This is a genomic window from Actinopolymorpha sp. B17G11 (genome assembly GCF_040196095.1).
Taxonomy (GTDB): domain Bacteria; phylum Actinomycetota; class Actinomycetes; order Propionibacteriales; family Actinopolymorphaceae; genus Thermasporomyces.
Map to the genome: position 1 here is coordinate 1 of NZ_JBEFTW010000006.1, position 22,029 is coordinate 22,029.

General features: G+C 69.0%; 22 protein-coding genes. 10 read left to right on the forward strand and 12 right to left on the reverse strand.

Features of this window, described 5'->3' with window-relative positions:
* The 5 genes from ABN028_RS08450 to aspS form a co-directional block, all read right to left on the reverse strand.
* Positions 1-768: 3-phosphoshikimate 1-carboxyvinyltransferase (locus tag ABN028_RS08450; RefSeq protein WP_349696207.1), on the reverse strand; the 768-nt coding region annotated here is incomplete at its 3' end.
* Between the two features lie 80 nt (positions 769-848).
* The gene (locus tag ABN028_RS08455; protein ID WP_349696208.1) at positions 849-2,258 is read right to left on the reverse strand and encodes an MFS transporter; all 1,410 of its coding nucleotides are present in this window, start codon (positions 2,256-2,258) and stop codon (positions 849-851) included.
* Between the two features lie 93 nt (positions 2,259-2,351).
* The gene (locus tag ABN028_RS08460; protein WP_349331739.1) at positions 2,352-2,918 is read right to left on the reverse strand and encodes an ArsR/SmtB family transcription factor; all 567 of its coding nucleotides are present in this window, start codon (positions 2,916-2,918) and stop codon (positions 2,352-2,354) included.
* Positions 2,919-2,991: 73 nt separating this feature from the next.
* Positions 2,992-3,837: a DoxX family protein gene (locus ABN028_RS08465; RefSeq protein WP_349696209.1), complete on the reverse strand. Its 846-nt coding sequence runs from the start codon at positions 3,835-3,837 to the stop codon at positions 2,992-2,994.
* A gap of 271 nt (positions 3,838-4,108) precedes the next feature.
* Positions 4,109-5,467 (reverse strand): aspartate--tRNA(Asn) ligase, encoded by a 1,359-nt coding sequence (gene aspS, locus ABN028_RS08470; RefSeq protein ID WP_349696210.1) that lies wholly within the window; start codon positions 5,465-5,467, stop codon positions 4,109-4,111.
* Positions 5,468-5,897: 430 nt separating this feature from the next.
* Between aspS and ABN028_RS08475 the strand changes: the two genes are divergently transcribed.
* From ABN028_RS08475 to rsrA, 5 genes are all read left to right on the forward strand, one after another.
* Positions 5,898-6,089 carry a hypothetical protein gene (locus ABN028_RS08475; RefSeq protein ID WP_349696211.1) on the forward strand — a complete coding sequence of 64 codons (192 nt, stop codon included), beginning with the start codon at positions 5,898-5,900 and terminating at the stop codon, positions 6,087-6,089.
* On the forward strand, positions 6,061-6,834 hold the full coding sequence (locus ABN028_RS08480) for an SOS response-associated peptidase (RefSeq protein ID WP_349696212.1): 774 nt from the start codon (positions 6,061-6,063) through the stop codon (positions 6,832-6,834). The genes ABN028_RS08475 and ABN028_RS08480 overlap by 29 nt, the downstream gene beginning before the upstream one ends.
* A 133-nt stretch (positions 6,835-6,967) precedes the next feature.
* Positions 6,968-7,603, forward strand: coding sequence for an alpha/beta hydrolase family protein (locus tag ABN028_RS08485; RefSeq protein WP_349331744.1), 636 nt, complete (start codon positions 6,968-6,970; stop codon positions 7,601-7,603).
* Between the two features lie 244 nt (positions 7,604-7,847).
* A complete protein-coding gene (locus tag ABN028_RS08490; protein WP_349694228.1) occupies positions 7,848-8,462 on the forward strand; it encodes a sigma-70 family RNA polymerase sigma factor in 615 nt (204 codons plus the stop codon).
* Positions 8,459-8,734, forward strand: a complete 276-nt coding sequence (gene rsrA, locus ABN028_RS08495) for a mycothiol system anti-sigma-R factor (RefSeq protein WP_349331746.1) — start codon at positions 8,459-8,461, stop codon at positions 8,732-8,734. The genes ABN028_RS08490 and rsrA overlap by 4 nt, the downstream gene beginning before the upstream one ends.
* Before the next feature lie 193 nt (positions 8,735-8,927).
* Here rsrA and ABN028_RS35305 read toward each other — a convergent pair whose 3' ends face one another.
* Positions 8,928-9,002, reverse strand: a complete 75-nt coding sequence (locus ABN028_RS35305) for a 50S ribosomal protein bL37 (protein ID WP_502877657.1) — start codon at positions 9,000-9,002, stop codon at positions 8,928-8,930.
* Between the two features lie 928 nt (positions 9,003-9,930).
* Here ABN028_RS35305 and ABN028_RS08500 point away from each other — a divergent pair.
* From ABN028_RS08500 to ABN028_RS08510, 3 genes are read left to right on the forward strand one after another with little or no spacing between them, the layout of a single operon-like run.
* Positions 9,931-11,265 (forward strand): HD-GYP domain-containing protein, encoded by a 1,335-nt coding sequence (locus tag ABN028_RS08500; protein WP_349696213.1) that lies wholly within the window; start codon positions 9,931-9,933, stop codon positions 11,263-11,265.
* Positions 11,262-12,563: an HD-GYP domain-containing protein gene (locus tag ABN028_RS08505; protein ID WP_349696214.1), complete on the forward strand. Its 1,302-nt coding sequence runs from the start codon at positions 11,262-11,264 to the stop codon at positions 12,561-12,563. The genes ABN028_RS08500 and ABN028_RS08505 overlap by 4 nt, the downstream gene beginning before the upstream one ends.
* Before the next feature lie 24 nt (positions 12,564-12,587).
* Positions 12,588-12,944, forward strand: coding sequence for a biotin/lipoyl-binding carrier protein (locus ABN028_RS08510; RefSeq protein ID WP_349696215.1), 357 nt, complete (start codon positions 12,588-12,590; stop codon positions 12,942-12,944).
* Between the two features lie 10 nt (positions 12,945-12,954).
* Here the strand turns inward: ABN028_RS08510 and ABN028_RS08515 are convergent, their stop codons facing one another.
* The 5 genes from ABN028_RS08515 to ABN028_RS08535 all read right to left on the reverse strand — a co-directional run bounded on the left by ABN028_RS08515 (position 12,955) and on the right by ABN028_RS08535 (position 19,049).
* The gene (locus ABN028_RS08515) at positions 12,955-14,052 is read right to left on the reverse strand and encodes a GNAT family N-acetyltransferase (protein ID WP_349696216.1); all 1,098 of its coding nucleotides are present in this window, start codon (positions 14,050-14,052) and stop codon (positions 12,955-12,957) included.
* A gap of 319 nt (positions 14,053-14,371) precedes the next feature.
* On the reverse strand, positions 14,372-16,099 hold the full coding sequence (locus tag ABN028_RS08520) for an acetolactate synthase (RefSeq protein WP_349696217.1): 1,728 nt from the start codon (positions 16,097-16,099) through the stop codon (positions 14,372-14,374).
* A 9-nt stretch (positions 16,100-16,108) separates the two neighbouring features.
* Positions 16,109-17,758, reverse strand: a complete 1,650-nt coding sequence (mctP, locus tag ABN028_RS08525; RefSeq protein ID WP_349331752.1) for a monocarboxylate uptake permease MctP — start codon at positions 17,756-17,758, stop codon at positions 16,109-16,111.
* Positions 17,758-18,036, reverse strand: coding sequence for a DUF3311 domain-containing protein (locus ABN028_RS08530; protein WP_349331753.1), 279 nt, complete (start codon positions 18,034-18,036; stop codon positions 17,758-17,760). The genes mctP and ABN028_RS08530 overlap by 1 nt, the downstream gene beginning before the upstream one ends.
* 104 nt (positions 18,037-18,140) lie before the next feature.
* Positions 18,141-19,049 (reverse strand): DUF2785 domain-containing protein, encoded by a 909-nt coding sequence (locus ABN028_RS08535; RefSeq protein ID WP_349331754.1) that lies wholly within the window; start codon positions 19,047-19,049, stop codon positions 18,141-18,143.
* Between the two features lie 161 nt (positions 19,050-19,210).
* Between ABN028_RS08535 and ABN028_RS08540 the strand changes: the two genes are divergently transcribed.
* Positions 19,211-20,680, forward strand: a complete 1,470-nt coding sequence (locus ABN028_RS08540; protein WP_349331755.1) for a sensor histidine kinase — start codon at positions 19,211-19,213, stop codon at positions 20,678-20,680.
* Positions 20,681-20,847: 167 nt separating this feature from the next.
* On the opposite strand, the gene ABN028_RS08545 is transcribed toward ABN028_RS08540, so the two are convergent.
* Positions 20,848-21,099 carry a WhiB family transcriptional regulator gene (locus tag ABN028_RS08545; RefSeq protein ID WP_349331758.1) on the reverse strand — a complete coding sequence of 84 codons (252 nt, stop codon included), beginning with the start codon at positions 21,097-21,099 and terminating at the stop codon, positions 20,848-20,850.
* 433 nt (positions 21,100-21,532) lie between these two features.
* On the opposite strand from ABN028_RS08545, the gene ABN028_RS08550 reads away from it, so the two are divergent.
* Positions 21,533-22,018, forward strand: coding sequence for a hypothetical protein (locus ABN028_RS08550; protein WP_349696218.1), 486 nt, complete (start codon positions 21,533-21,535; stop codon positions 22,016-22,018).
* Positions 22,019-22,029 lie beyond the last annotated feature (11 nt).

Here is a 22,029-nt window from a genome sequence, read left to right on the forward strand (position 1 = left end):
GACCAGTGCGGCCGCCAGGAACGGCGCGGCGTTGGACAGGTCGGGTTCGATCTCGACGTCGATCGCCTTGATCGGCCCGGGCGAGACGCGCCAGGTGTTGGCTTCAGTGTCGTCGACCTCGACGCCGCGTTCGCGGAGCATCGCGACGGTCATCTCGATGTGGGGCATCGACGGCACCGGCTTGCCGACGTGGTGCAGGCTCACGCCGTCGTCGTAGCGGGCCGCGGCGAGCAGCAGGGCCGACACGAACTGGCTCGAGGACGACGCGTCGATCTCCACGGCGCCGCCCGGGAGCCGGCCGCGTCCCCGCACGGTGAACGGCAGGGCGTTGCGGCCGCCGTCCTCGATCGTGCCGCCGAGCGTGCGGAGGGCCTGCAGGATCGGGCCCATCGGGCGTTCGCGGGCGTAGGGGTCGCCGTCGAAGTCGACGTCACCATCGGCGAGAACCGCCACGGGAGGTACGAACCGCATGACGTTGCCGGCCAGGCCACAGTCGACGCTCGCGGGACCATGCAGCGGGCGGGGTGTGACCGACCAGTCGTCGGCACCGGTGTCGTCCACGCCGGTTCCGAGGGCCCGCAGTGCGCCGGCCATCAGGATGCTGTCGCGGGCCCGCAGGGGACGGCGTACGACCGACGGCCCGCCCGCCAGCGCGGCGAGGACCAGGGCACGGTTGGTGATCGACTTGGACCCGGGTACGCGAAGATCCGCGTCCACCGCGGCGGCGGCCACGGGTGCGGCCCAGAGGTCAGTGGTTTGCCTACCCATCGTTCGACGAGCGTAGCCGAAGGGCCCACTCGCCCGCGCCGCGATAAGGCGCCCACCGCGCGGTCCTTTCCCGGCCGTGGTCACCTGGCGCCCTGGCCGGCTGGCGAGCGGATCTCGTCGAGCGGTCGCATGTGGCGGATGCCCTTGCTGACGCTGGCGATGATGGCCGCGACGGCGAGGACGCCGGCGAACACCACGAACGCCCACCGCCCGCCCGCCTGCGTGACGAGGACGCCTCCCGCTAATGGAGCGAGCGGGTTGAGGGCCTGCGCCAGTACGCCGAGCACGCTGTCAACCCGGCCCTGCATCGCGTCCGGGGTAATCGCAATCTGGTAGCCGAACAGCGCGGCGTTGAGCGACGGCGCCAGCAGGAGCCCGCAGGCCAGCGGGAGAGCGACCGCATAGGTGCCCGGCATCGCGGCGGCGGCCGCGACGAGGCCCACGATGATCCAGAGGAAGGCGATGATCAGTACCGGTGTTTTCACCCGCGGCTGGAGCCACGGTGCGATCAGGGCACCGAGCAGGCCGCCGACGAGGATCGCGGACTGGACCGCCCCGATCCCGGCGGCAGGGGTTCCCCGCTGTTGCAGGACGACCACGAGAACGAACATCACCCCGGTGAACGCCGCGTTCACGAGCGGGGCGGAGCAGAGCGTCGCCCGCAGGAACGGCTCCCTGACCACGAACCGCAGTCCGGTCCAGATGGCGGGCAGCAGCCGCTCGTGGTGGCCGGTTCGTTCGTCCTGGAGGGGGCGCTTGATCGTGAGGACGGAGACGAGCGAGATGACGTACGACACGGCGTCGGCCAGGAACGGTGCGAATCGCGTGACCGCGAACAGCGCTCCACCGAGCGGCGGCCCGGCGAGCTCCGCTGCGTACGTCCGCGCCTCGATCCGTGCTGAGGCGCGGGGCAACTGCACGGTCGGGACGATGTGCCGGAGCGCCGCAGTCTGGGAAGGGCCGAAGAGTACGCCGGCCGCGCTGGACACCACGCCCACGACGATGATGAGCGGCACCGATGCCCAACCGGTGAGGATCGCGACGACCAGGATTGCGGCGGCGAGTGCGCGGACCGTCTCGCACATGATCATCAGCTTCCGGCGGTTCCACCGGTCGACGAGTGCTCCGGCGGGGATGCCGAAGACCGCCTGGGCGAGGAGCGTCGCCGAGCCGACGAGTCCCGCCTGGACCGGAGACCCGGTGAGGGCGAGGACGAGAAGCGGGTAAGCCAGCGCGGCCATGTTGGTGCCGAGGTCGGAGAACGCCTGACCGATCCAGAGCCGCCGGAAGTCCCGGTTGCGATGCAACGGGACCAGCGCCGCCGAGGCCAGCGCCGCCTGGTCCGAGGGTATTGCGCCCGGCGGTTGCTCGTCCGGTGCCGGCGGATCCTGTGCCGGCGGAACCTGTGCCGGCGGAACCGGAGGCCTCGGGCTCGTGGGTGGGGGTGTCGGAGGTGGGGGTGGGGACTGCTCGGTCGCCTCGCCAGCCATGTCCACGCTCCTCGTCGTCCCGGCCCGGGTGATGTGAAGGTAATGCTTCATATCTGGCCTGACAAGACCGGCTCGCGGATCCGGATGGCCGGCTCAGTCCACGATGGGTACGACCAGGAAGCCGGCGCGGACGCGACGAGTTCCCTTGCGGCGCCGCCGCCCCTTGCGGCGAAACGGCTCGGCGGCGGCCATGAGCGCATCGATCAGCTGCTTGGTCTCGGCAGCCGTGAGGTACTCGGTTCCGGTGTTGAGAACGCCTTTCTCGCGCCACTCCGCCGGGAGATCGGGTTCGGCCGAGACGTACGACTCCAGCTCCCGCTGCTGCGTCTCCACGATCGCGGCGGTGAGCACACTGGCGGCGGCATGCTGCGCCCGGGTCGTCAGCGCGGCGAAGCTGACGCCGCGACCCGCGGCACGCCAGGGGCGTTCGCGGGCGTCGGCCGCGGACTCGTCGCGTTCGATGATGCCGAGCTTCTCCATGGCGCGCATGTGGTAGCTCATCGCGCTCGGCGTCAGGCCGGTGAGCTCGGCGAGTTCGGTCGAGGTTGCCACCCGCCCGCCGTACAACTCGTCGATCACCGTGATGCGAGCCGGGTGGGCGAGCGCACGCATCGCCCGGGGATCCTTCAGCGTGATCTGCTTGCGCGAACGTCGAGCCATGGCCCGCAGACTAGAGCGAGCGGCGCCGGCGTATCGCTTCGGCTCGACGTCCTGTCGGGGTTGGCCCTTCGGCTCACGCCTTGGCGGACGTCACGAGTCTCCTGGCCATTCCGTCCTTGCCGTGCTTTGCGTCCCTGCCGTGCGTACCGAACTTCGTCGGCTTGGCCGCCCGGCCACGCTTGCCGAGCAACCCGTCCTTGCCGAGTACACCGTTCTTGCCGAACATCCCGCGCTTGCCGTGCCGACCGGACTTGCCGCCGTGAGGAACCGTTCCGGACTTGGCGGTGTGGAGCGCCTTGGCAGCGGTCGCTCCCGCGCTCGCCACAGCGCTCTTGCCGGACTTGAACGGCATCGCGGTCTTCGCCGCCAGGTGTGCCTGATGCTCCGCGACCTTCGCCGCCAGATGAGCCTCCCGCCGCGCCGCCTTGCTCAGGCGTTTGGAGGCCTTCTTCGCGTCCCGCGCGCTGTAGCGTGCCCGCCACCACAGTCCCGGCTTGCCCTCGGTGTCGACGGCGGCCAGCAGCAGCCCGCCCATCATCGCCAGGTTCTTCAGGAAGTGGATCTGCTGGTTGGCACGCTGCGCGGGATCGTCTTCCTCCCAGTACGGATGGCCGGCCATGGTGGTCGGCACCATCGACGCGGCCAGCAGGCACGCGCCTGCCCGGCGGCCCTGCCCGGTCGCCAGGGCAAGCCCGCCGACGAGGTGGACGATCCCGTTCAGGCGTACCAACGTGCGTGGGTTCTCCGGCACCCGGCGCGCCACCTGATCGGGAGCCATCCTCTTCACGGTGGGCACGATCTGGTCGGCGAACGGCTTCGCCCTCGGTACCAGTGCGTCCGGGTTCTTGATCGCGCGGACCCCCTGGACGACGAAGATCGCGGCGAGCATCGGCCGTGCGAGCATTCTGACGAGCGTCATGTGAGCGCTCATACCCGCGTCCGGGCGTGTCACGCGCACGGTCGGCCGCGGCCCGGACATCCCCGCCGACCAGGTTCGGACGCCCGGCGACCCTGTGGGACAGATCGACCCCCCGCGCGCGCTCCGCAAATGACCACGCTGAGCACGGTCGTGGCATGTCAACCAGGCGTCGACGCATGGTTGACCACCACTGGCGTACCCAGCGTGGTCATTTGCAGACCGCAGCTCGGCGGCAGGCGCTTCTCACGGGGCCTGACTCACGGGGCCTGACTCACGGGACAAGTCGGTGCAGGTCACGCGGGAAGAGCGTCACCTGTCGGATGTTGTCCGCGCCGACCAGTCGAGCCACGAACCGCTCGAGCCCGAACGCGAACCCGCCGTGCGGCGGGATGCCGTACCGGAACGGTTCGATGTACGACGCGTACGACTCGACCGGCAGCCCGCGCTCCCGCAGCACCGCCACGTAGTCGTCGTACCGGTGCAGCCGCTGCCCGCCACTGACCAGCTCCATGCCCCGGAAGATCAGGTCGAAGGAGTTGGACCAGTACGCATCGTCGGTCGGATAGGTCTGCGGGTGGGTGTAGAACGCCCGCTTGCCGGTCGGGTAGCCGACGACGAAAACGAAGTCGCTCCCGTGCTCGCGCAGCGCCCACTCGCCGACCGCCCGTTCGTGGGCCGGTGCGAGATCCTGCTCGTCGTCGGGTGCGCCGACCAGCTTCAAGGCGTCCGCGAAGTGCAGGACCGGGATCTCTTCGGGCACCCCCGGCAGGCTGACGCCCAACCGCTCGACCGCGGGCTGTGCGTGCTCGGCGACCGCCGCCACCATGCCCGCGACCGCGGCGTGCGTGGCGGCCATGACCTCCCGGTGGTCCGCGACGAACCCGAGTTCGGCGTCCAGGGAGACGTACTCCGCCAGGTGCCGGACAGTGTCGTGCGGCTCGGCCCGGAACACCGGGCCGACCTCGAAGACCCGCTCGAACACACCGACCAGCGTCTGCTTGTAGAACTGCGGCGACTGCGCGAGGTACGCCCGCCGGCCGAAGTAGTCGAGCGCGAACACGTTCGCCCCGCTCTCGGTCGCGGCCCCGACGATCTTCGGCGTCTGGATCTCCGTGAACGACAGCCCGCGGAGCGCCTCGCGGAACCCTGAGACCGCCGCCGCGGCGATCTCGAACGGTGCCCGGAGCGTCGGGTGCCGCAACGTGACGGCCGCGTGGTCGAGCAGGGTGGGCAGGGCGGCGTTGACGGTCGGCCGCCACAACTCGACGGGGGGCGTCTCCGCCGGTTCGGAAAGGAGCGTGAGGGCCGGATCACAGACCTCGACTCCTCCGGGCGCTTGCGGGTTGGCCACGGCCTTCCCGGTCACCTCGACGACAGTCTCTTCGCCGATCTCCTCGACCTGAGCCACGGTCTGCGGGTCGCGTACGACGACCTGGGCAAGACCGGAGCGGTCACGGATGACGACGAACGTGACGGACGCGAGGCGCCGGCGGCGGTGGACCCACCCTTGGAGGCGTACGTTCTCACCGGCTCTGGACGGGAGCTCGGCGGCGAGCGTACGCGTGTCTGACCGCAGGCTCGACTGGCCCTGTGGGCTCGGCCGGCTGGACGGTTCGACGAACTGCTGCATGGTGGTCACCTCCCACGGGTGCCTGGGTGCGTCCCCTGGGGTGTGGGCGAGGGGGACTCGCGGTGCCACCACACCTTCGCCACGACACGGGTGCCGTGGCCTCGTTCGGGCCCGATGACGGGGGCCGGCCGGCGGAGCTTCCTGGGCTCCCGCGTGAGACCTTCGGTGCGTACGCGTACCGCATGCGCACGTCGTCGGCTCGGCGGTCGCCGTTTCTCTCCGCGGCTCGGGAGGGTCTTCGCGTCGGGGTCCGAGGCCGCCTTCTCAGCTACCGGTCGGCTCTCTGTGCTGCGGGCGTCCCGCGCTACTTGTCTCCGTCGTCGCCGTTTGTGCAGCACCCACCCTACGCGCCCGCAACGCCTCCCCGTCGCCCTGCAGCCCTCCGGGCCTTCCTGTGATCATGATCGTGATCCTGAAGGTTTCGCGGCGTATGGACGACTTCGCCTTCATGATCGTGGAACTCCGGGACGTCACCGCCGTCGTCGCCGGCGGACCGTCCTGGTGGGGCGACGCGAGCGGGTGGGGCGACGCCAGCGGGTGGGGCGACGCGAGCGGGTGGCGACGCGAGCGGGTGGCAAGGGAGGATGGTCGGTATGTGCGGGAGATATTCGCTGAGCCGTGATCCGGAGGACCTGGCGCGCGAGTTCGAGGTCGCGCGGGTCGATGTCCGCGAGAAGCTCCAACCTGACTACAACGTCGCACCGACCAAACAGGTCCCCGCGGTACTCGACCGGGTTCCCCGCGACGAACCCGACGCAGCCCCCGAACGCCGGCTGACGTTCGTCAAATGGGGCCTCATCCCCTCGTGGGCGAAGGACGCCAAGATCGGCAACCGCCTCATCAACGCACGCATGGAGACGGCCCACGAAAAACCCGCCTACCGCCGTGCCTTCGCGTCCCGGCGTTGCCTGCTGCCGGCCGACGGCTACTACGAGTGGTACGGCGAGAAGAAGGGCAGGAAGCAGCCGTTCTTCATCCACAGGGGCGACGACGGCGTACTCGCGATGGCAGGTCTCTACGAGATCTGGCGGGACCCGACCAAGGACGAGGACGATCCCGACCGGCTGGTGTGGACCTGCACTGTGCTCACCACGTCGGCTGAGGACAATCTCGGCCGGATCCATGACCGGATGCCGCTCCTGGTGGAGCCCGGGCAGTACTCCACCTGGCTCGACCCGCGGGTCAAGGACCCCGAGCAGCTCCGCTCGGTGCTCGTGCCCGCCGCCCCGGGACGTCTGGACGCCTATCCGGTCTCCACCGCGGTCAACAACGTCCGGAACAACGGACCCGACCTGGTGAAGCCGATCGACGCCGAGAACGCCGAGAACGCCGAGAACGCCGAGAACGGGACGGGCGAGCTGTTCTAGCGCCGTGTCACCCCGCGGGCCGGATTTTGCATACCGGCGCGTGGGCGTACAACCCCGGGCTTCCCTCGCATCCCGCACACATGTTTGGTGGCCGGCACGACAAACTCGGCTGGGATTTGGGACGATCATGCACATGATCTGGACCAAGCGGCTGGTGGAGACCGGCGAAGGGCCGGCGCGGCTGATCTACAACCGCGCTCGGCGTACGTCGGCGACGCTCGTCCTCGGTCACGGCGCTGGGGGAGGGCCCGACGCGTGGGACCTCGAAGTGCTCGCCGCCGCGCTCCCGGCGTACGACATCTCCGTGATCCGCGTCGAGCAGCCGTGGCGGCTGGCCGGCAAGCGGGTGGCGCCCAACCCTGACACCCTCGACAGGGCCTGGACGGGCGCTCTGAACGCCCTGCGCACCCGCACACCGCTGGTTGTCGGTGGACGCAGTGCCGGGGCGCGGGTGGCCTGTCGTACGGCGCACCGGCTGGGTGCCCTGGGATGCGTCGCTCTGGCGTTTCCGCTGCATCCGCCAGGCCGTCCGGAGAAGTCGCGGGTCGACGAACTCCTGGGTGCGGGGGTGCCCACTCTGGTCGTCCAGGGTGAGCGGGATGCGTTCGGTCGTCCCGAAGAGCTACCAGAGAACCTCGATGTCGCGATCATCCCCGGAGCCGACCACGAGTTCCGGATCGCGAGGTCGGCACCCATCAGCCAGGAGGAGGGCCTCACCATCATCGCGGAGTCGGTGGCGGAGTGGATCGCGCGGACGGTGGGCCCGTGACCCGCACTGCCACGAACCCTCGGTCCGTGCGCCCTGTCCACACCACGCGCGCGAACCGGATGACGTCGGGGAATCACGCCGAAGGTTCGCGTGTTGTGCGTATGCGAACCGTCCTGAGGCGCGAAGGAGACCCCCTGTGGTTGCTGCCTGCCCGGCCCGCCCGGCCTCGACAAAGGTCACCTCGGAGTGGCTTGAGTGGACGCCGGATAAAGCTGGCGACCCGGTAGAGCTATCCTCGCGGGCGATGAGAGCTGTGGCCAAGACGGAGACACCGGAGGAGCGGAGCGCCCGTTTCGAGCGGGATGCCCTGCCGTTCCTCGACCAGTTGTACAACGCCGCGCTCCGGATGACCCGAAACCCGGCAGATGCCGACGATCTGGTCCAGGAGACCTTCGCGAAGGCGTACTCCTCGTTCCACCAGTTCACCGAGGGTACGAATCTCAAGGCATGGCTCTACCGGATCCTCACCAACACCTTCATCAACAGCTACCGAAAGCGGCAGCGTGAACCCCAGCGGGCTGGGACCGAGGAGATCGAGGACTGGCAGCTCGCCCGGGCGGAGTCGCACACCTCCGCCGGGCTGAAGTCCGCCGAGGCGGAAGCGCTGGAGCACCTGCCGGACTCCGACATCAAGGAAGCGCTGCAGCAGGTGCCGGACGATTTCCGGATGGCGGTCTACCTCGCCGACGTCGAGGGGTTCTCCTACAAGGAGATTGCCGACATCATGGCGACTCCGATCGGTACGGTGATGTCACGGTTGCATCGAGGTCGGCGCCAGCTGCGGGTGCTGCTCGATGACTACGCGCGCGAGCGCGGGCTCGTCCCGACGGTCGACGGGAAGGGTGGCGAAGGGGCATGAGCTGCGGCAAGCCGCACGACGTCGACTGCGCGGAGATCCTCGAGCGGGTATTCCTGTTCATCGATCGCGAGATGGACGATGCCGACTGCGCGAAGATCCAGCACCATCTCGATGAGTGCTCACCGTGCCTGCAGAAGTACGACCTCGAAGAGCTGGTGAAGTCTCTGGTCGCCCGCTCGTGTGGATGTGACAAGCCGCCGGATGACCTGCGCACGAAGGTGGTCACGCGGATCCGCGAGATCCGGATCGAGATCGCCCAGTCTGACGCCTGACGCTCGACCGCCGTCGCTGGCAGACGACTGTGTTCGACGCGAACCCTCGGCTGACCTCGCTGGCAGAACCCCGTCCGACGCCCGACCGTGAGTGCGCACCACCAGCTGACGCGCCTCGCATGCGCCGGTGGGTTGCGCCCTTCACCTGCCGGGCGTCGCCTGGGTCCTCAGGTGTTCCGCAGGTGTGTAGTCCTCAGGCGTTGGGACGCTTGCCGTGGTTGGCTGCCTTCTTGCGACGCGCGCGGCGGCGTCTTCCGTTCTTCCCCATCACTGGATCCTCTCGGGTCGATGGCTCCTGCGCTGTCCCATGGCTCGATGTCATCGGTCGTCCGACACCACGACGCGACGGCCACTTCCGGCCGACTCGGCTGCTGTACGGACGTCCGCGATGCGCGGCATGGCACGGTCTCGTCGCCGCATGGGTACGCGGTGCGAGCCGCAGGAAATTTTCGCATGGAGGGATTTGGCCTTCACACTGGCGTCAGCGAAGGCCGAGGCGCGGTGCATGCCGGAAAAAAGCGATAACTCTACGTATACATTTCTCGGCGAACTTTGGGGTGATGCCCGGTCCGTCCGCACTTGCCTTATACGGAGAGTAACCGAAAGTCCAGGTATGCGGCCGCCCTTGGGGAGGCGGGCGTGCAGAATTAGGCATGCTACAGGGGCGCGTGTCGCATCCGCAGCAAGTTGGGACCTGTTCCTGGCTACACGCTCCGTAAGAATGCCGGTGGCGATCTGTCGGTCTTTCGATCTGATCACTTCGATCGTCTGTCACCGAACGTGGGGCCGGTGGTAGGTGCCGTGAACGTTCACGCGTGAAGCCCACTCCAGATGGTGCTTACAGATAGTGATCGTTACCGTCTGGAGTCAGCCTCGTGGGCCGGGCTTGACCTTGCCGAGTCTTGGTCGTTGACTCTTCTTCACAACGTTTCGCTGTTACGGGGACAGCAGAAACGGCGCCCTAGACCGTGGTGTGCTGTAAGCGGTACGTGTTCACTTCTCTGCCTTGAGCTTGGCCCACTCCGCATTTTCGCGATGCCGAGATGGGTCTATGCGATATATCCGTGGGAGGAGGATCCAAACATGCAGCTCTTCTCTTTCAGCAACGTGCGCGGCGGCATTGAGTGGGACTGAGGTTGCGGCATTTGTCCCGCAATCCGCGCCCGTTGGGCTGAGTTAAGGCGGGTGTTCAGCTGATGCCGAGACGTGCGACACGCATTTACGTCGGCGCGCTCGGCGTCATTGCGGCAGCCGTTTCGACACTCTCGATACTGAAGATCGACCGCCCCGTCGACGTGCTGCTCTTCGCGTTTCTCGTCTACGTCATGGAGATGCTGAAACGTCGCCTGGGCAGTGGTCTGCGGGTCTCGATGACATCGGTGGTCGCGGTCGCGACCTACCCGGTCATCGGTCCGTGGGGCGGTCCCGTTCTCCTCGTCGGACTACTACCGAATCGGTCCAAGGCCAAGCCGATCAACCGAGTTCTCAACGTTTCGCAAGGCGTCATCTGCACAGTCGTGGGCGGCCTCGTCTATCTAGGCCTGGGAGGGCCGGTCGGATCACTGTCCGCGGATGACTTTCCAAGCGTCCTGGTACCTGTGACAGCGGCGAATCTCACGTGGCACCTGGTCAACTTCGTCCTGGTGACCGGCGTGCTTCGGCTCGAGACCGGCATGCGCTTCCTAGGGGCGCTGCGGTCGGTGTTGCCGGAGGTTCTCGGCGCATTCCTGGGCTATTCCTATCTCGGTTTCCTGCTGGCCATCCTGTGGCTCGGCCAGTTGGGTGCGTTCGCCGCAGTCCTGTTGCTGCCGCCACTGCTCGTGGCCAACTGGGCCTTCGCGCAGTACGGCGAGGAGCAGGAAGCCCACCAGGCGACGCTGCAGGCTCTCGCGCAGGCGATCGAAACGAAGGACCTCTACACACGGGGCCACGGTGAACGGGTGGCGAGAGCCGCCCGCATGCTCGGCGCCGAGATGGCGTGGGACGGCGACCGGCTGGAGGCGCTGGCCGAGGCCGGACTCCTGCACGACGTCGGCAAGATCGGGGTCCCGACCCGGGTGCTCCAGAAGGACGGCCGCCTCACCGAGGACGAGTACGACGCCATCAAGCTCCACCCGCTGCATGGTGTCGAGGTCGTCGGCGACATCGCGTTCCTGGAGGACGCGCGTGCCGGCATCATGCACCACCACGAGCGGTACGACGGTGGCGGCTACCCGTCCGGGCTCGCGGGGGAGGACATCCCGGTCTTCGCGCGGATCCTGTCCATCGCGGATGCGTTCGACTGCATGACGAGTGTGCGTTCCTACCGCCCCGCGCGGCCGGTGGCGGAGGCGATCGAGGAACTTGTCCGCTGCCGCGGAAAGCAGTTCGATCCCGAACTCGTGGAACTGTTCGTCGCCGCCATCGGCCGTGACGGATGGCAGCCGGCACAGGTCGAGGAGGTGCCGGCGGACGCCAGGGCTCCGCGGTACGACCACGACGACCCGACCCGCCCGCCGGAGATCGAGCCGTCGCCGGAGGCCCGCTCGTGAGCGGCACTGCGCAGGTGAGGAACCGGTCGAACCCACTGATGGACGGTTCGGCGGCGGTCGTGGCGTTCGCCGGTGTCGTGGTGATCGTCGCGGTCGCTGGTACCGCTGCCGCCGGCGTCTCCGCGCCCAGGGTGGCGGCGACGTTCGGAGTCCTGATCGCAGTCGGGGAGATGGTGCGCCTCCGCCTGCCCGACGATCGTGTGCAGGCACCGATCGGCCTCGCGGCGGCCCTTGGCTACGCACTGCTGACCTACCTGCCAGGCGAGGGCCAGGTCACTCATTCGATCCTGCAGACCATCGCGGTCACCTCCGGCGGGATGCTCGCCGGCGCCCTTCCCCACGCGCTCGCCGGTCGGGCGTCTGAGTTGGAGGGCATCGCGCGGCGCATCCTTGTCGTCTCCGGTGTCGCGGTGGTCTTCCGGCCGTTGGCCCGCGATGACGCGTTGCACGCCTGGCTCGAGGATCATCCACATGCCCTCGTCGTCCTGACCATCCTGGCCGCGACCGTCGCATGGGGCCTCGAGGCGCTGCTCGCCGCGGGCATCCAGGCGAGTCGGCAGGTGGGACCGTTCCGCGCTCTCCTGCGTAACGAGTTGGTGGCATTCCTCGGCATCGGTGCCGCGATCGCCTCGACCGGCATCCTCATCCCCTTGGCGATGTGGGAGGTGGGTCTCTGGGCCCTGCCACTGGTGATCATCCCGCTGCTGCTCGCCCAGCTCGCGTACCGACGGTACGCCGGGATCCGCCATACGCAGGACCAGACGATCCGGGCGTTGTCCCGGGCGACCGAGGTGGGCGGCTACACCGAGACCGGACACGCGCGTCGCGTCACCGAGCTGTCACTGGCGATCGGGCGCGACCTCGGCCTGCCGGAGAACCGACTTCGGCTCCTTCAGTACGCCGCGCTCATGCACGATGTCGGCCAGTTGTCGTTGGCTGATCCGATTCCCGGGGGTGCAACGGTTCTCGTGACACCGGGTGAGCGTCGCAAGATCGCGGGCCTGGCAGCGGGGGTCGTACGCCAGGCGAGCCTGCGCGAAGAGGTCGCGGAGATCGTGGAGGCCCAGGCCGAGCCGTACCGGCGGCCCCATGTGCGTGACGACACGGAAATTCCGCGGGAGAGCCGGATCATCAAGGTGGTCAATGCGTACGACGACCTGGTGGGGACGGCCACGAGTGAGGACGCCCGGCTGGAGGCGCTCGAGAGTCTCAGGTTGGGAATGGCCTACGAGTACGACCCGAAGGTCGTGGCGGCGCTCGCGCGGGTCCTTGGCCGGGCAGGTGCGATCCCGCGCTGATCCCCGTTCGTTCCGCTTGGTCAGATGAGGGCAATCGTCGGGGTGTCGCCGTGGAGCGGTGGCGCGGTGCGCGGGCCGGGTGTAGCGCTGGCCGAACGTCTCCGTGGCGTGCCGAGGGCGCCGCGGCGTGATTGGATGGCGAGCGAGGCGATGGAAGGAGTGGTCGTGGCCGAGCAGGTCCGCGCTGACATGGTGGCGAACGTGTTCGAGATCGGCGTACGGCCGGGGGACTCCGTTCAAGCCGGGCAGGTACTCCTGGTGCTCGAGTCGATGAAGATGGAGATCCCGGTCGTCGCCGAGGAACCCGGTGTCGTCCGGGAGATCACGGTGAAGACCGGCGAGGTCGTCCAGGAGGGCGACGTGCTCGTCATCCTCGACTGATCCACCTGCGTCAGATTTCCCGGGCGAACGCCAGCAGCGAGACGCCAGGCGCGGGCGTCCAGTCGCGGCGAGGGTCACGGGCGAAGCCGAGTCGTTCGTAGAGCCGGTGGGCCGCGTGCATCGCGGTCGACGAGGAGAGCGCGATCCCGCGCTTCCCGTCCGACCGCGCCCTGCTCAGGCAGGTGCGGACCAACGCCTCTCCGATGCCGCGGCCATGAGTTTGGGGTGACACCGCGAGCATCCGGAACTCGCCCTCGTCGTCGCGGCCGATCTCACGGTAGGTCGAACCGGGCGGGCAGTAGGTCACGGTCCCGAGCAGCGCACCCGCCCGATCGACCGCGACCAGGAGTTCCGCTTCCGCCGCGCGGCGTTTGGCGTCCCCGAGCTGGTGGACGTAGGAATGGTCGGCGGGGAGCAGCCCGGCGCCGACGTAGGCCGCGACGGTGAGGTCGCCCGCCGAGGTGTGTTCGCCGGACTGGGCGACGCGGATCCGCGGCCAGGGTTCGAGTGGGCGCCGATAGGCCCTGAGCGTTCCGCCCGAGTGGGCCGGGGTGTCGTGTTCGGGCGTACGCACGAAGCCCGACGTGGTGTAGAGGCGGTGGGCGGCGGTCATGGCGTCGGTGGTGTGGAGTCCGAGCGCGGTGGCTCCGGCGAGGCGGGCGCGGGCGACACACTCGGCGATCAGCGCGGTGCCGACCCGACGACGTCGTGCGGTCGGGTCGACGCTGAGCATGCGTAGGGTCGCCTCGCCGTCGGAAAGGGCGCCGTTCCATTCGGCGCCGGGCAGGGCGAGCGTGGCCGTGCCGAGGAGCCGGCCGGTTCCTGATGGCCGCCGCCCTGCGGCCGGATCGCCGGGGTCGGTCGGTTCGCCGGGGTCGGTCGGATCGCCGCGTGCGGCGGGATCTCTGGGGTCGGTCGGATCGCCGGGGTCGGTCCGATCGACGGCGACGAGGACCTCGGTCCCAGCGTCCCGGGCGCGTGCGGCGGTGTCGTCAAGCCGGGGAAGGTAGGCAGCACCCACCAGCCCCTCGCCTCCGTAGGTGTCCCGGAGAAGCCGGGTGATGCTGTCGTACTCCTCCGGGCGGGCGTCTCGGATCAATGGGCTCACCGGTCCTTGATAACGCTTCTGACCCGGTGACCAGGGCCCGACGCGGGAAGTTTGCCGAAGCCCGTACGCTGCCCGTCGCCCAAATAGATGACGCACGCGTGATCATCGCCACCGATGCACGGTGACCTCGGCGTGCAGCGCGGGGACTGGCGTGCATCGTCGCGTGCATCCTCGGCAGCGTCAGCAACCTCGGCAGCCTCGGCAGCCTCGGCAGCCTCGGCAGCCTCGGCAGCCTCGGCAGCCTCGGCAGCCTCGGCAGCCTCGGCAGCCTCGGCAACGTCGGCAACCGCCGTGGGGCGCCGGCGGGGATGGGGAGACCTCACACGCCGAAGGTCGAACGCGGGTAGGGGACCTCCGGGTCGGTGAGGACGTTGACGAGGTACGGAACACCGGCGTCGAATGCCCGGCGCAAGGCCGGGCCGAGGTGCCTGGGCTCGCGGACCGTCTCGCCGGCGCCGCCGAGGGCGGACACGATCGCGTCGTACGGCGTCGCGGGCTGCAGGTCGGTCGCGACGTCGTAGCCGTACAGCATCCGCATCGGGTGTTTCTCCAGCCCCCAGCAGCCGTTGTTGCCGACCACCATGACGACCGGCAACCGGTGCCGGACCAGCGTGTCGACGTCGAAGAGCGACATGCCGGCGGCCCCGTCACCGAGCAGCGCCACGACCTGTGCCGCCGGGTGGACGATCCGCGCCGCCATGGCGGCACCGAGCCCGGCGCCGAGACAGCCGAAGGGACCGGGGTCGAGCCAGCGTCCCGGCCGGCCCGGTTCGACGTACCTCCCCGCGAACGACACGAAGTCACCACCGTCACCAACGATCACGGCGTCGTCGGCGAGCAGGGGCAGCAACTCGCCGTAGATGCGGGCAGGGTGGATCGGATCGGCGGTGCTGCCGAGGAGCTCGGCGTCGCGCTCCTGCGTCTTGCGTACGCCCGCCTGCAGGTCCGCGAGCCAGGACGACCAGTCCGGTCGACGGAGCACCTGACTCCACGCCGCGGCGAGACCACTCAGAACGCTGCCGAGGTTGCCGCCTGCCGCTGCCGCGAGAGGGACGTGGGATGCCACCTGCTCCGGCGCGTCGACGATGTGCACCACCTTCGCGGCAGGTGCGCCGTCACGCCCGCCGAAGGCGCCGTAGCCGAGTCGGAAGTCCAACGGCGTTCCCACGACGATCGCCAGGTCGCAGCGTCCGAACGCCACCGACCGCGCCCTGGCGACGGAGAGCCGATGGTTCGGCGGCAGGACGCCGCGCCCCATGCCGTTGGTGACGACCGGGATCCCCAGCGTGTCGACGAACTCGACGGCAGCCGCCTCGGCTCGGTCGAGCCACACGTCGCCGCCGAGGACGAGCACCGGACGTTGCGCTTGGGCGAGGAGCAGGGCGATCTCGCTGAGCGGTTCCGGATCGACGTCGCTCGCCGCCCGCGGATCGCCCGCCACGGAAGGGATCTCCGCAGTCGTCCGGGAGTAGAGCTGGTCCATCGAGATGTCGACGAACGCCGGGCCGCGATGGGCGGTGCCCGCGGTCCGGAATGCCTGGTGGACCGTGGGCACGAGGTCGGTGACGCTCGACACGGTACGGGCCAGCTTGGTCACGGGGGCAAGCAGTGGCACGTGGTCGAGTTCCTGCAGGCTGCCCGAGCCCCAGCGTTGGGTCGGTGCCCGGCCGCCGAGGAGGACCAGGGGAGAGCCGGCCTGGAACGCCTGGGTCACCGCGCTCACGGCGTTGGTCACACCGGGTCCGGCGGTGACGGCGGCCAGCCCCGGCGTGCGGGTCAACTTGCCCACTGCTTCGGCGGCGAAGACGGCAGTCGCCTCGTGCCGGACGTCGTCGAGTCGCACCGGTGCGGGGCTGGGCGGGTCCTTCCCTCCGACGGCGGCGTCGTACAGCGGGAAGACGTGTGCGCCGGACAGGGTGAACATCGCCTCCACGCCGTACGAACGCGCCACCGCGATCGCGAGGTCGCCGCCGTGTCCCTCGATCTCGGGCGGGCCCGGCGTGCCGGGTCCGGCATTCGCCTCGGTAGACAGCTCAGGGCCGGTCATCCCGGCAACCTATCGCGCGGCGTCGGCCTCCGTCGCCGTCGAGGGCAGCGGACGTACGCCCGGCTCGCCGGCGTCGGCGTGGTAGTCGCCGGCGGCGGTGGCGTCGCGTCCCTCCGCGACCTTCAACGCCCGGAAGACGAACGTGAGGACGATCGCGACCACGACGTTGAGCACCCACGCGGTGAGAGCGACGTAGCCGTTCTCGCCGAGCAGCGGAATCGGCGCCGTCGAGCCGCCGAAGTGCTGCGCGCCGGTGACCGGATTGACGATGTTGTACGCCGTCCAGGTGCCGTAGGCCATGCCCACCACCCAGCCGGCGAACAACGCCCACCGGTGGAACCACCGGGTGTAGAGCCCGAACACGATCGACGGGAACGTCTGCAGAATCCAGATCCCGCCGAGGAGCTGCAGGTTGATGGCGAAGCTCTTGTCGAGACCGAGCACGAACAGCAGCGCGCCGAACTTCACGAGTAGCGAGACCACCTTGCTCTGACGTGCCTCGTCGGCATGGCTGGCGTTGGGCCGCAGAAACGCCTTGTAGACATTGCGCGTCCACAGGTTCGCGGCGGCGATCGACATGATGGCGGCCGGCACCAGCGCTCCGATGGCGACCGCGGCGAACGCCACGCCGGCGAACCAGCTCGGGAACATCGCCTCGAACAGCATCGGCACCGAGAGTTGCGCGTTGGGCTCGCCGTTGAGGCCGACCGGGTTGATCTCCGCGGCGATCGCCATGAAACCGAGCAGGGCGAGCAGCGCCAGCAGCAGGGAGTACGCCGGCAGGATCGCGGCGTTGCGCCGTGGCACGGTGCGGTTCTTGGCCGACAGCACGGCGGTGACGGCGTGCGGGTACATGAACAACGCCATCGCCGAGCCGAGGGCGAGCGTCGCATACGGCCACGCCTGGCCGACGCCGACGAAGGAGAATCCCTCCCCGCGTCCGGCATCGGTGTCTGCCGCACCGAACTTCGCCCCTGCCGCGTCGAAGATCGACCCCCAACCGCCAAGCCTGGTGGGGATGTAGACGATGGCGATGATGATGACGAGGTAGATGAGCGTGTCCTTGACGAACGCGATCAGGGCCGGCGCACGCAGCCCGGAAGAGTACGTGTAGGCCGCGAGAACCGCGAACGCGAGGAACAGCGGGGCGTCCGCCGCGATGATGTTGCCGGACCCGCCGAGCCCCATGACCTCGAACACCGCCTGGATTCCGACGAGCTGCAAGGCGATGTAGGGCATTGTCGCGAGGATGCCGGTCAGCGCGACCGCGAGGGCGAGTGCCCGCGAGTCGAATCGTCCGCGTACGAAGTCGGCCGGCGTCACGTAGCCGTGGCGGTGCGAGACCGACCAGAGGCGCGGCAGGAAGAGAAACACCAACGGATAGACGATGATGGTGTACGGAACGGCGAAGAATCCGACAGCGCCCGACGCGAACATCAGCGCGGGTACGGCGACGAAGGTGTACGCCGTGTAGAGGTCACCACCCAGCAGGAACCACGTCACCCAGGTGCCGAACCGGCGTCCGCCAAGGCCCCATTCGTCCAAGCTGGCAAGGGTGGAACCCTTGCGCCAGCGCGCCGCCATGAAACCCATGACGGTGACGGCGAGGAAGAGCAGGACGACAACGCTGAGGGCGATGGCATCGATCCCGTCCTTCATCACGCACCGCCTCCGGTCTCGTCACCCGCGGACCGTCCGCTGACTGCCTGCCGCTTCTCGCGCTGAACGAGGAGATAGGCGGCGAGTGTGCAGAGGGCGGAGAGGAAGATCCACAACAGCTGGTACCAGTAGAAGAACGGAAATCCGCCAAGTCGTGGCTCGACACGGGCGTAGGACGAGACCCACAGGGTTGCCACGAACGGCAACAGGAGCAGGACTCCGATCAGCACCCTCGTCGGCGTGACGAATGGCAGGTTCTGGCGCGCCGGTGCGCCCATCACGACCACCTCCACGGCAGACAGCGGGTCCAAGGATGACGGATCGCCCGCGGCAATGCGACCAAAAGGCGACAAAAGGACGGCGGGCAGCGCTGAGCGGGTCCTTATGGGCGACGAGCGGAAAAGATCGAGGGCTCACTCGCCCGCAGGACGCGCAGGAGGACGAGCAGGAGGTCGGCCCGGACGTCCGGCGGCTTGCCGAACAGCTCCACGTCAGCGGGCGTCTGCGCGCCGTGAACGCCCAACGCGAGTTGCAGGTGCAGCGCCCGGAGAAATTCCGTGGTGTTGCCCGCGGCCGGTGTCGGCCACTCCGGTGCCGGGTCCGACTCGGCGCCCTCGGGCGGAACGACGCTCGCGGCCAGCCGTTCGATCCAGGGTTCGAGGACGTCGATGCCGAGCCGGTTGCGATGCAGGACGGCCATGATGGCGAACGCGAGGCGGTCGTACTCCCCATGGAAGAGGCGGTACGGAGTCGGTGTCAGCAGCCGGTCTGCGACCACGTCGAGGAGCACGGTGAGCTCGAGCTTGCCGAAATGCGGCGAGCGGGCCAGTGCGGCGATCAGGTCCGCGCCATGGGCGACGGAGTGGGCCCAGCCCTTGCCGGCGACGTAGCCGCGAAGGTCGCGCTCGCGAACGAACCACGAGGCGGCTCGGTCGCCCCACCGGAAGATCGCGTCGGAGTGGACGGCCCGCGCCACCTGGTCCCGCAGCACCGTCTCGGCGAGCAGCAGGGCCGAGAACGACCTACGCAGCACGGTGTCCGTGCCGTCCTGCCCGAGACCGGTGAAGAGCCCTTCGGAGATGCCGTCGCCGAAACCTGCCAGCAGGTCGTCGTAGACCCCGTCGCGAATCCAGGTGGCGAGGGTCGGGTAGGCGATCCCGTCGCGGACCAGGGGGTCGGGGTCGCCCAGCATCTGGACCAGCTCGGTCGTGAGGTCGTCGAGCGGGCGGTCAGCAGGCAGCTTGAAGCCGCTTGCGCGGACATGCTCCCAAAACGCTGACCGAACGCCCACGGCGGACATCCTTCCAGACGGGTCTGCGGGTCACGGTGAGTGGCCCGGCACGCACCGTCGACCGAGACCGGAACCCGTGGTGAGTGTCCCGGCCGCCCTGTCGATCAGGGTGGCGAGCCGTTCCAGCCGGTCCGGCGCAGCGGTGGAGATACGCTCTCGACGTGCCTTCCCTCGACGACGTCGTACGGCATTACACCGATCTCGACGACGCAGACCGCGAATGGTTGCACAGGCTGGTCGCCGAATGGCAGATGCTCGCCGACCTTTCCTTCGCCGACCTCGTCCTGTGGGTGCCCGACCGCGAAGGGTTGGGTTTCTGGGCATGCGCGCAGATGCGTCCGACCACCGGCCCGACGGCGCACCTGGACGATCTGGTGGGTTCGTTCGTTCCGCGGGGACGGCGAGCCCTGCTCGACTCCGCGTACGACGATGGTCGGATCTGCCGTGAGGGTGACCCGGAATGGCGGGACGAAGTGCCCGTACGGATCGAAAGCATCCCCGTTCGCCGGGTCGACCGTGTCCTCGGGGTGATCACCCGCAACACCAACCTGCTGTCCGTACGCACGCCCAGCCGGTTGGAGTTGACCTACCTCAAGACCGCGACGGACCTCGCCCAGATGATCGGCGAGGGAGGCTTCCCGTTGCCGGGGGAGCGGGTCGACCTGGGGTCGGCGCCGCGGGTCGGTGACGGGCTGGTGCGGCTCGACGCCGAGGGCATCGTGACCTTCGCCAGCCCGAACGCCCAGTCTGCGTACCGTCGGCTCGGTCTCACCGGTGACCTGCTCGGGTGCCACCTGGGCACGACGACGGCCGAGCTTGTGCCGCCGTCGCGGCGTCCGGTCGACGAGGCTTTGGGCGTGCTGATCTCCGGACGCGCACCGCGAGAGACCGAGATCGAGACCGACGCCGCGGTCGTCAGCGTGCGGGTGATCCCGTTGGTGCCGAAGGGACTGGCTGCCGGGGCGCTCGTTCTGCTGCGCGACGTCACCGACCTGCGCCGGCGCGAACGTGAGCTGCTCACCAAGGACGCGACCATCCGTGAGATCCACCACCGGGTGAAGAACAACCTGCAGACGGTCGCAGCCCTCCTGCGACTACAGGCGCGGCGCCTCGGCTCGACCGGCGGTCGTGAGGCGTTGGAGGAGGCGGTCCGCCGAGTCGGGACCATCGCGATCGTGCACGAGACGTTGTCGACGGCGTTCGAGGAGCGGGTCGACTTCGACGAGGTGGTCGACCGGGTGCTCGCGATGGTCGCGGAGGTGTCGATCCCGGAGACCCGCGTGGTACCGCGTCGGGTGGGGACGATCGGGATGCTCGACTCCGAGCGGGCCGCGCCCCTGGCGATGGTGATCACCGAGGTGGCTCAGAACGCCGTCCAGCACGGTGTCGGTCGTACGGGCGGCAAGGTCGAGCTCAGCGCCGAGCGCAAGGGCGGCCGGCTGCGGGTCGTCATCGAGGACGACGGGTCCGGACTCCCGCCCGACTTCGACCCGGAGGTCTCCGGCCGGCTCGGTCTGCAGATCGTTCGCACGCTGGTCGAGAGTGAGCTCGGAGGGGAGTTGGACATCGGTGCCCGCAAGGAAGGTTCGGGAACCCGGGTGGTCCTCGATGTCCCCGATGATGGCGGCTGACAAGCCTTTGACGAACGAGCCCCAGCCAGGCGGCGAGGGCCTTTGACGAACGAGCCCCCGCCAGGCGGCGAGGGCCTTTGACGAACGAGCCCCCGCCAGGCGGCGAGGGCTTTCGGCGAACAAGGCCCCCGCCCGGATGGCGAGGGCCTCTATCGACAGCGTGGCGATCAGATGATGCGGGCTCGGGAACGTGCGGCGCGACGCTTCAGCGCCCGTCGCTCTTCCTCACTCATACCGCCCCAAACGCCGGCGTCCTGTCCAGTCTCGAGGGCCCACTGCAGGCAGAGATCGACGACATTACAACGACGGCAGACCGCCTTGGCCTCCTCGATCTGCAGGAGCGCAGGACCCGTGTTCCCGATCGGGAAGAACAGCTCGGGGTCCTCGTCCCGGCAGGCGGCCCGGTGGCGCCAGTCCATCAAGGTTTCACTCCTTGCGTCGTGCGTGTCGGCCTCCACCGACTACGCATGGTGGGTTTCCGGTTCGTTCTGCTGTGTGAACACTTTCACGATCACTTGCGCGAAGACACGACACGCCAGTCTCCCAGCGGCGCCCACACGGAGTGTGATCGCTTGCCTTGGCCCCCAGCGCATGCACGTTTCAGGTGTGCCGCGCCTCTCTGCAGGCTCGATAGTTTCAACTCCTTCAGCGATACACAAGACCCTTTCTGTGGTAAGCCCTGGAAAAGTCGATGTCAGGTACGTCACAGAGCATCGGGAAAGCTTACGCATCGTGACTAGCGTGCAGAGGGGACTTACCCGATACGAGTCGAATTGACCCATCTACTCTCCGTATCCGTCGCCCGAGGTGGCGGAGATCCGCTTCGTTCGGGTCGGTGGATAGCCTTCAGTCATGGCAAACCGACGCCCGATCGCCGCCGGCCGGGCGAAGCCGTCGACCAGGGCGGATGCGGCGGAGAAAGCGGACAAGGCCGAACGTGCGGGCCCGCAGGGGCGTGGCGACGGGCGACGCGTACCTGCGACACTGCGGGCCGCTGCCGCGCTCTCCGCCGTCGAGGCGGTCGCCGCGGTCGGTTTCGGGACGTGGCTCGCTCTCGAGTCGCTGGTCCAGGCACCGCGCGGGCTGGCCATCGCGGTCGGTACCGGGGTCTTCGTCGTCGCCGTCGGCGTCGGGTTGGGCGTCCTCGGCTGGGGGCTCTTCCGCGCCCGACACTGGAGCCGCGGCCTGACGGTCGTGCTCCAGCTGCTCATGCTGCCGATCGGCTACGAACTCACCTCGGCACCCACCACACTCGTGGGGATCGGGATGCTCGTCGCCGCGCTCGCCACACTTGCGCTGGTGTTGGCGCCGGTGTCCACGGCGGCGCTCCGCGACTGAAGCGCGGCAGG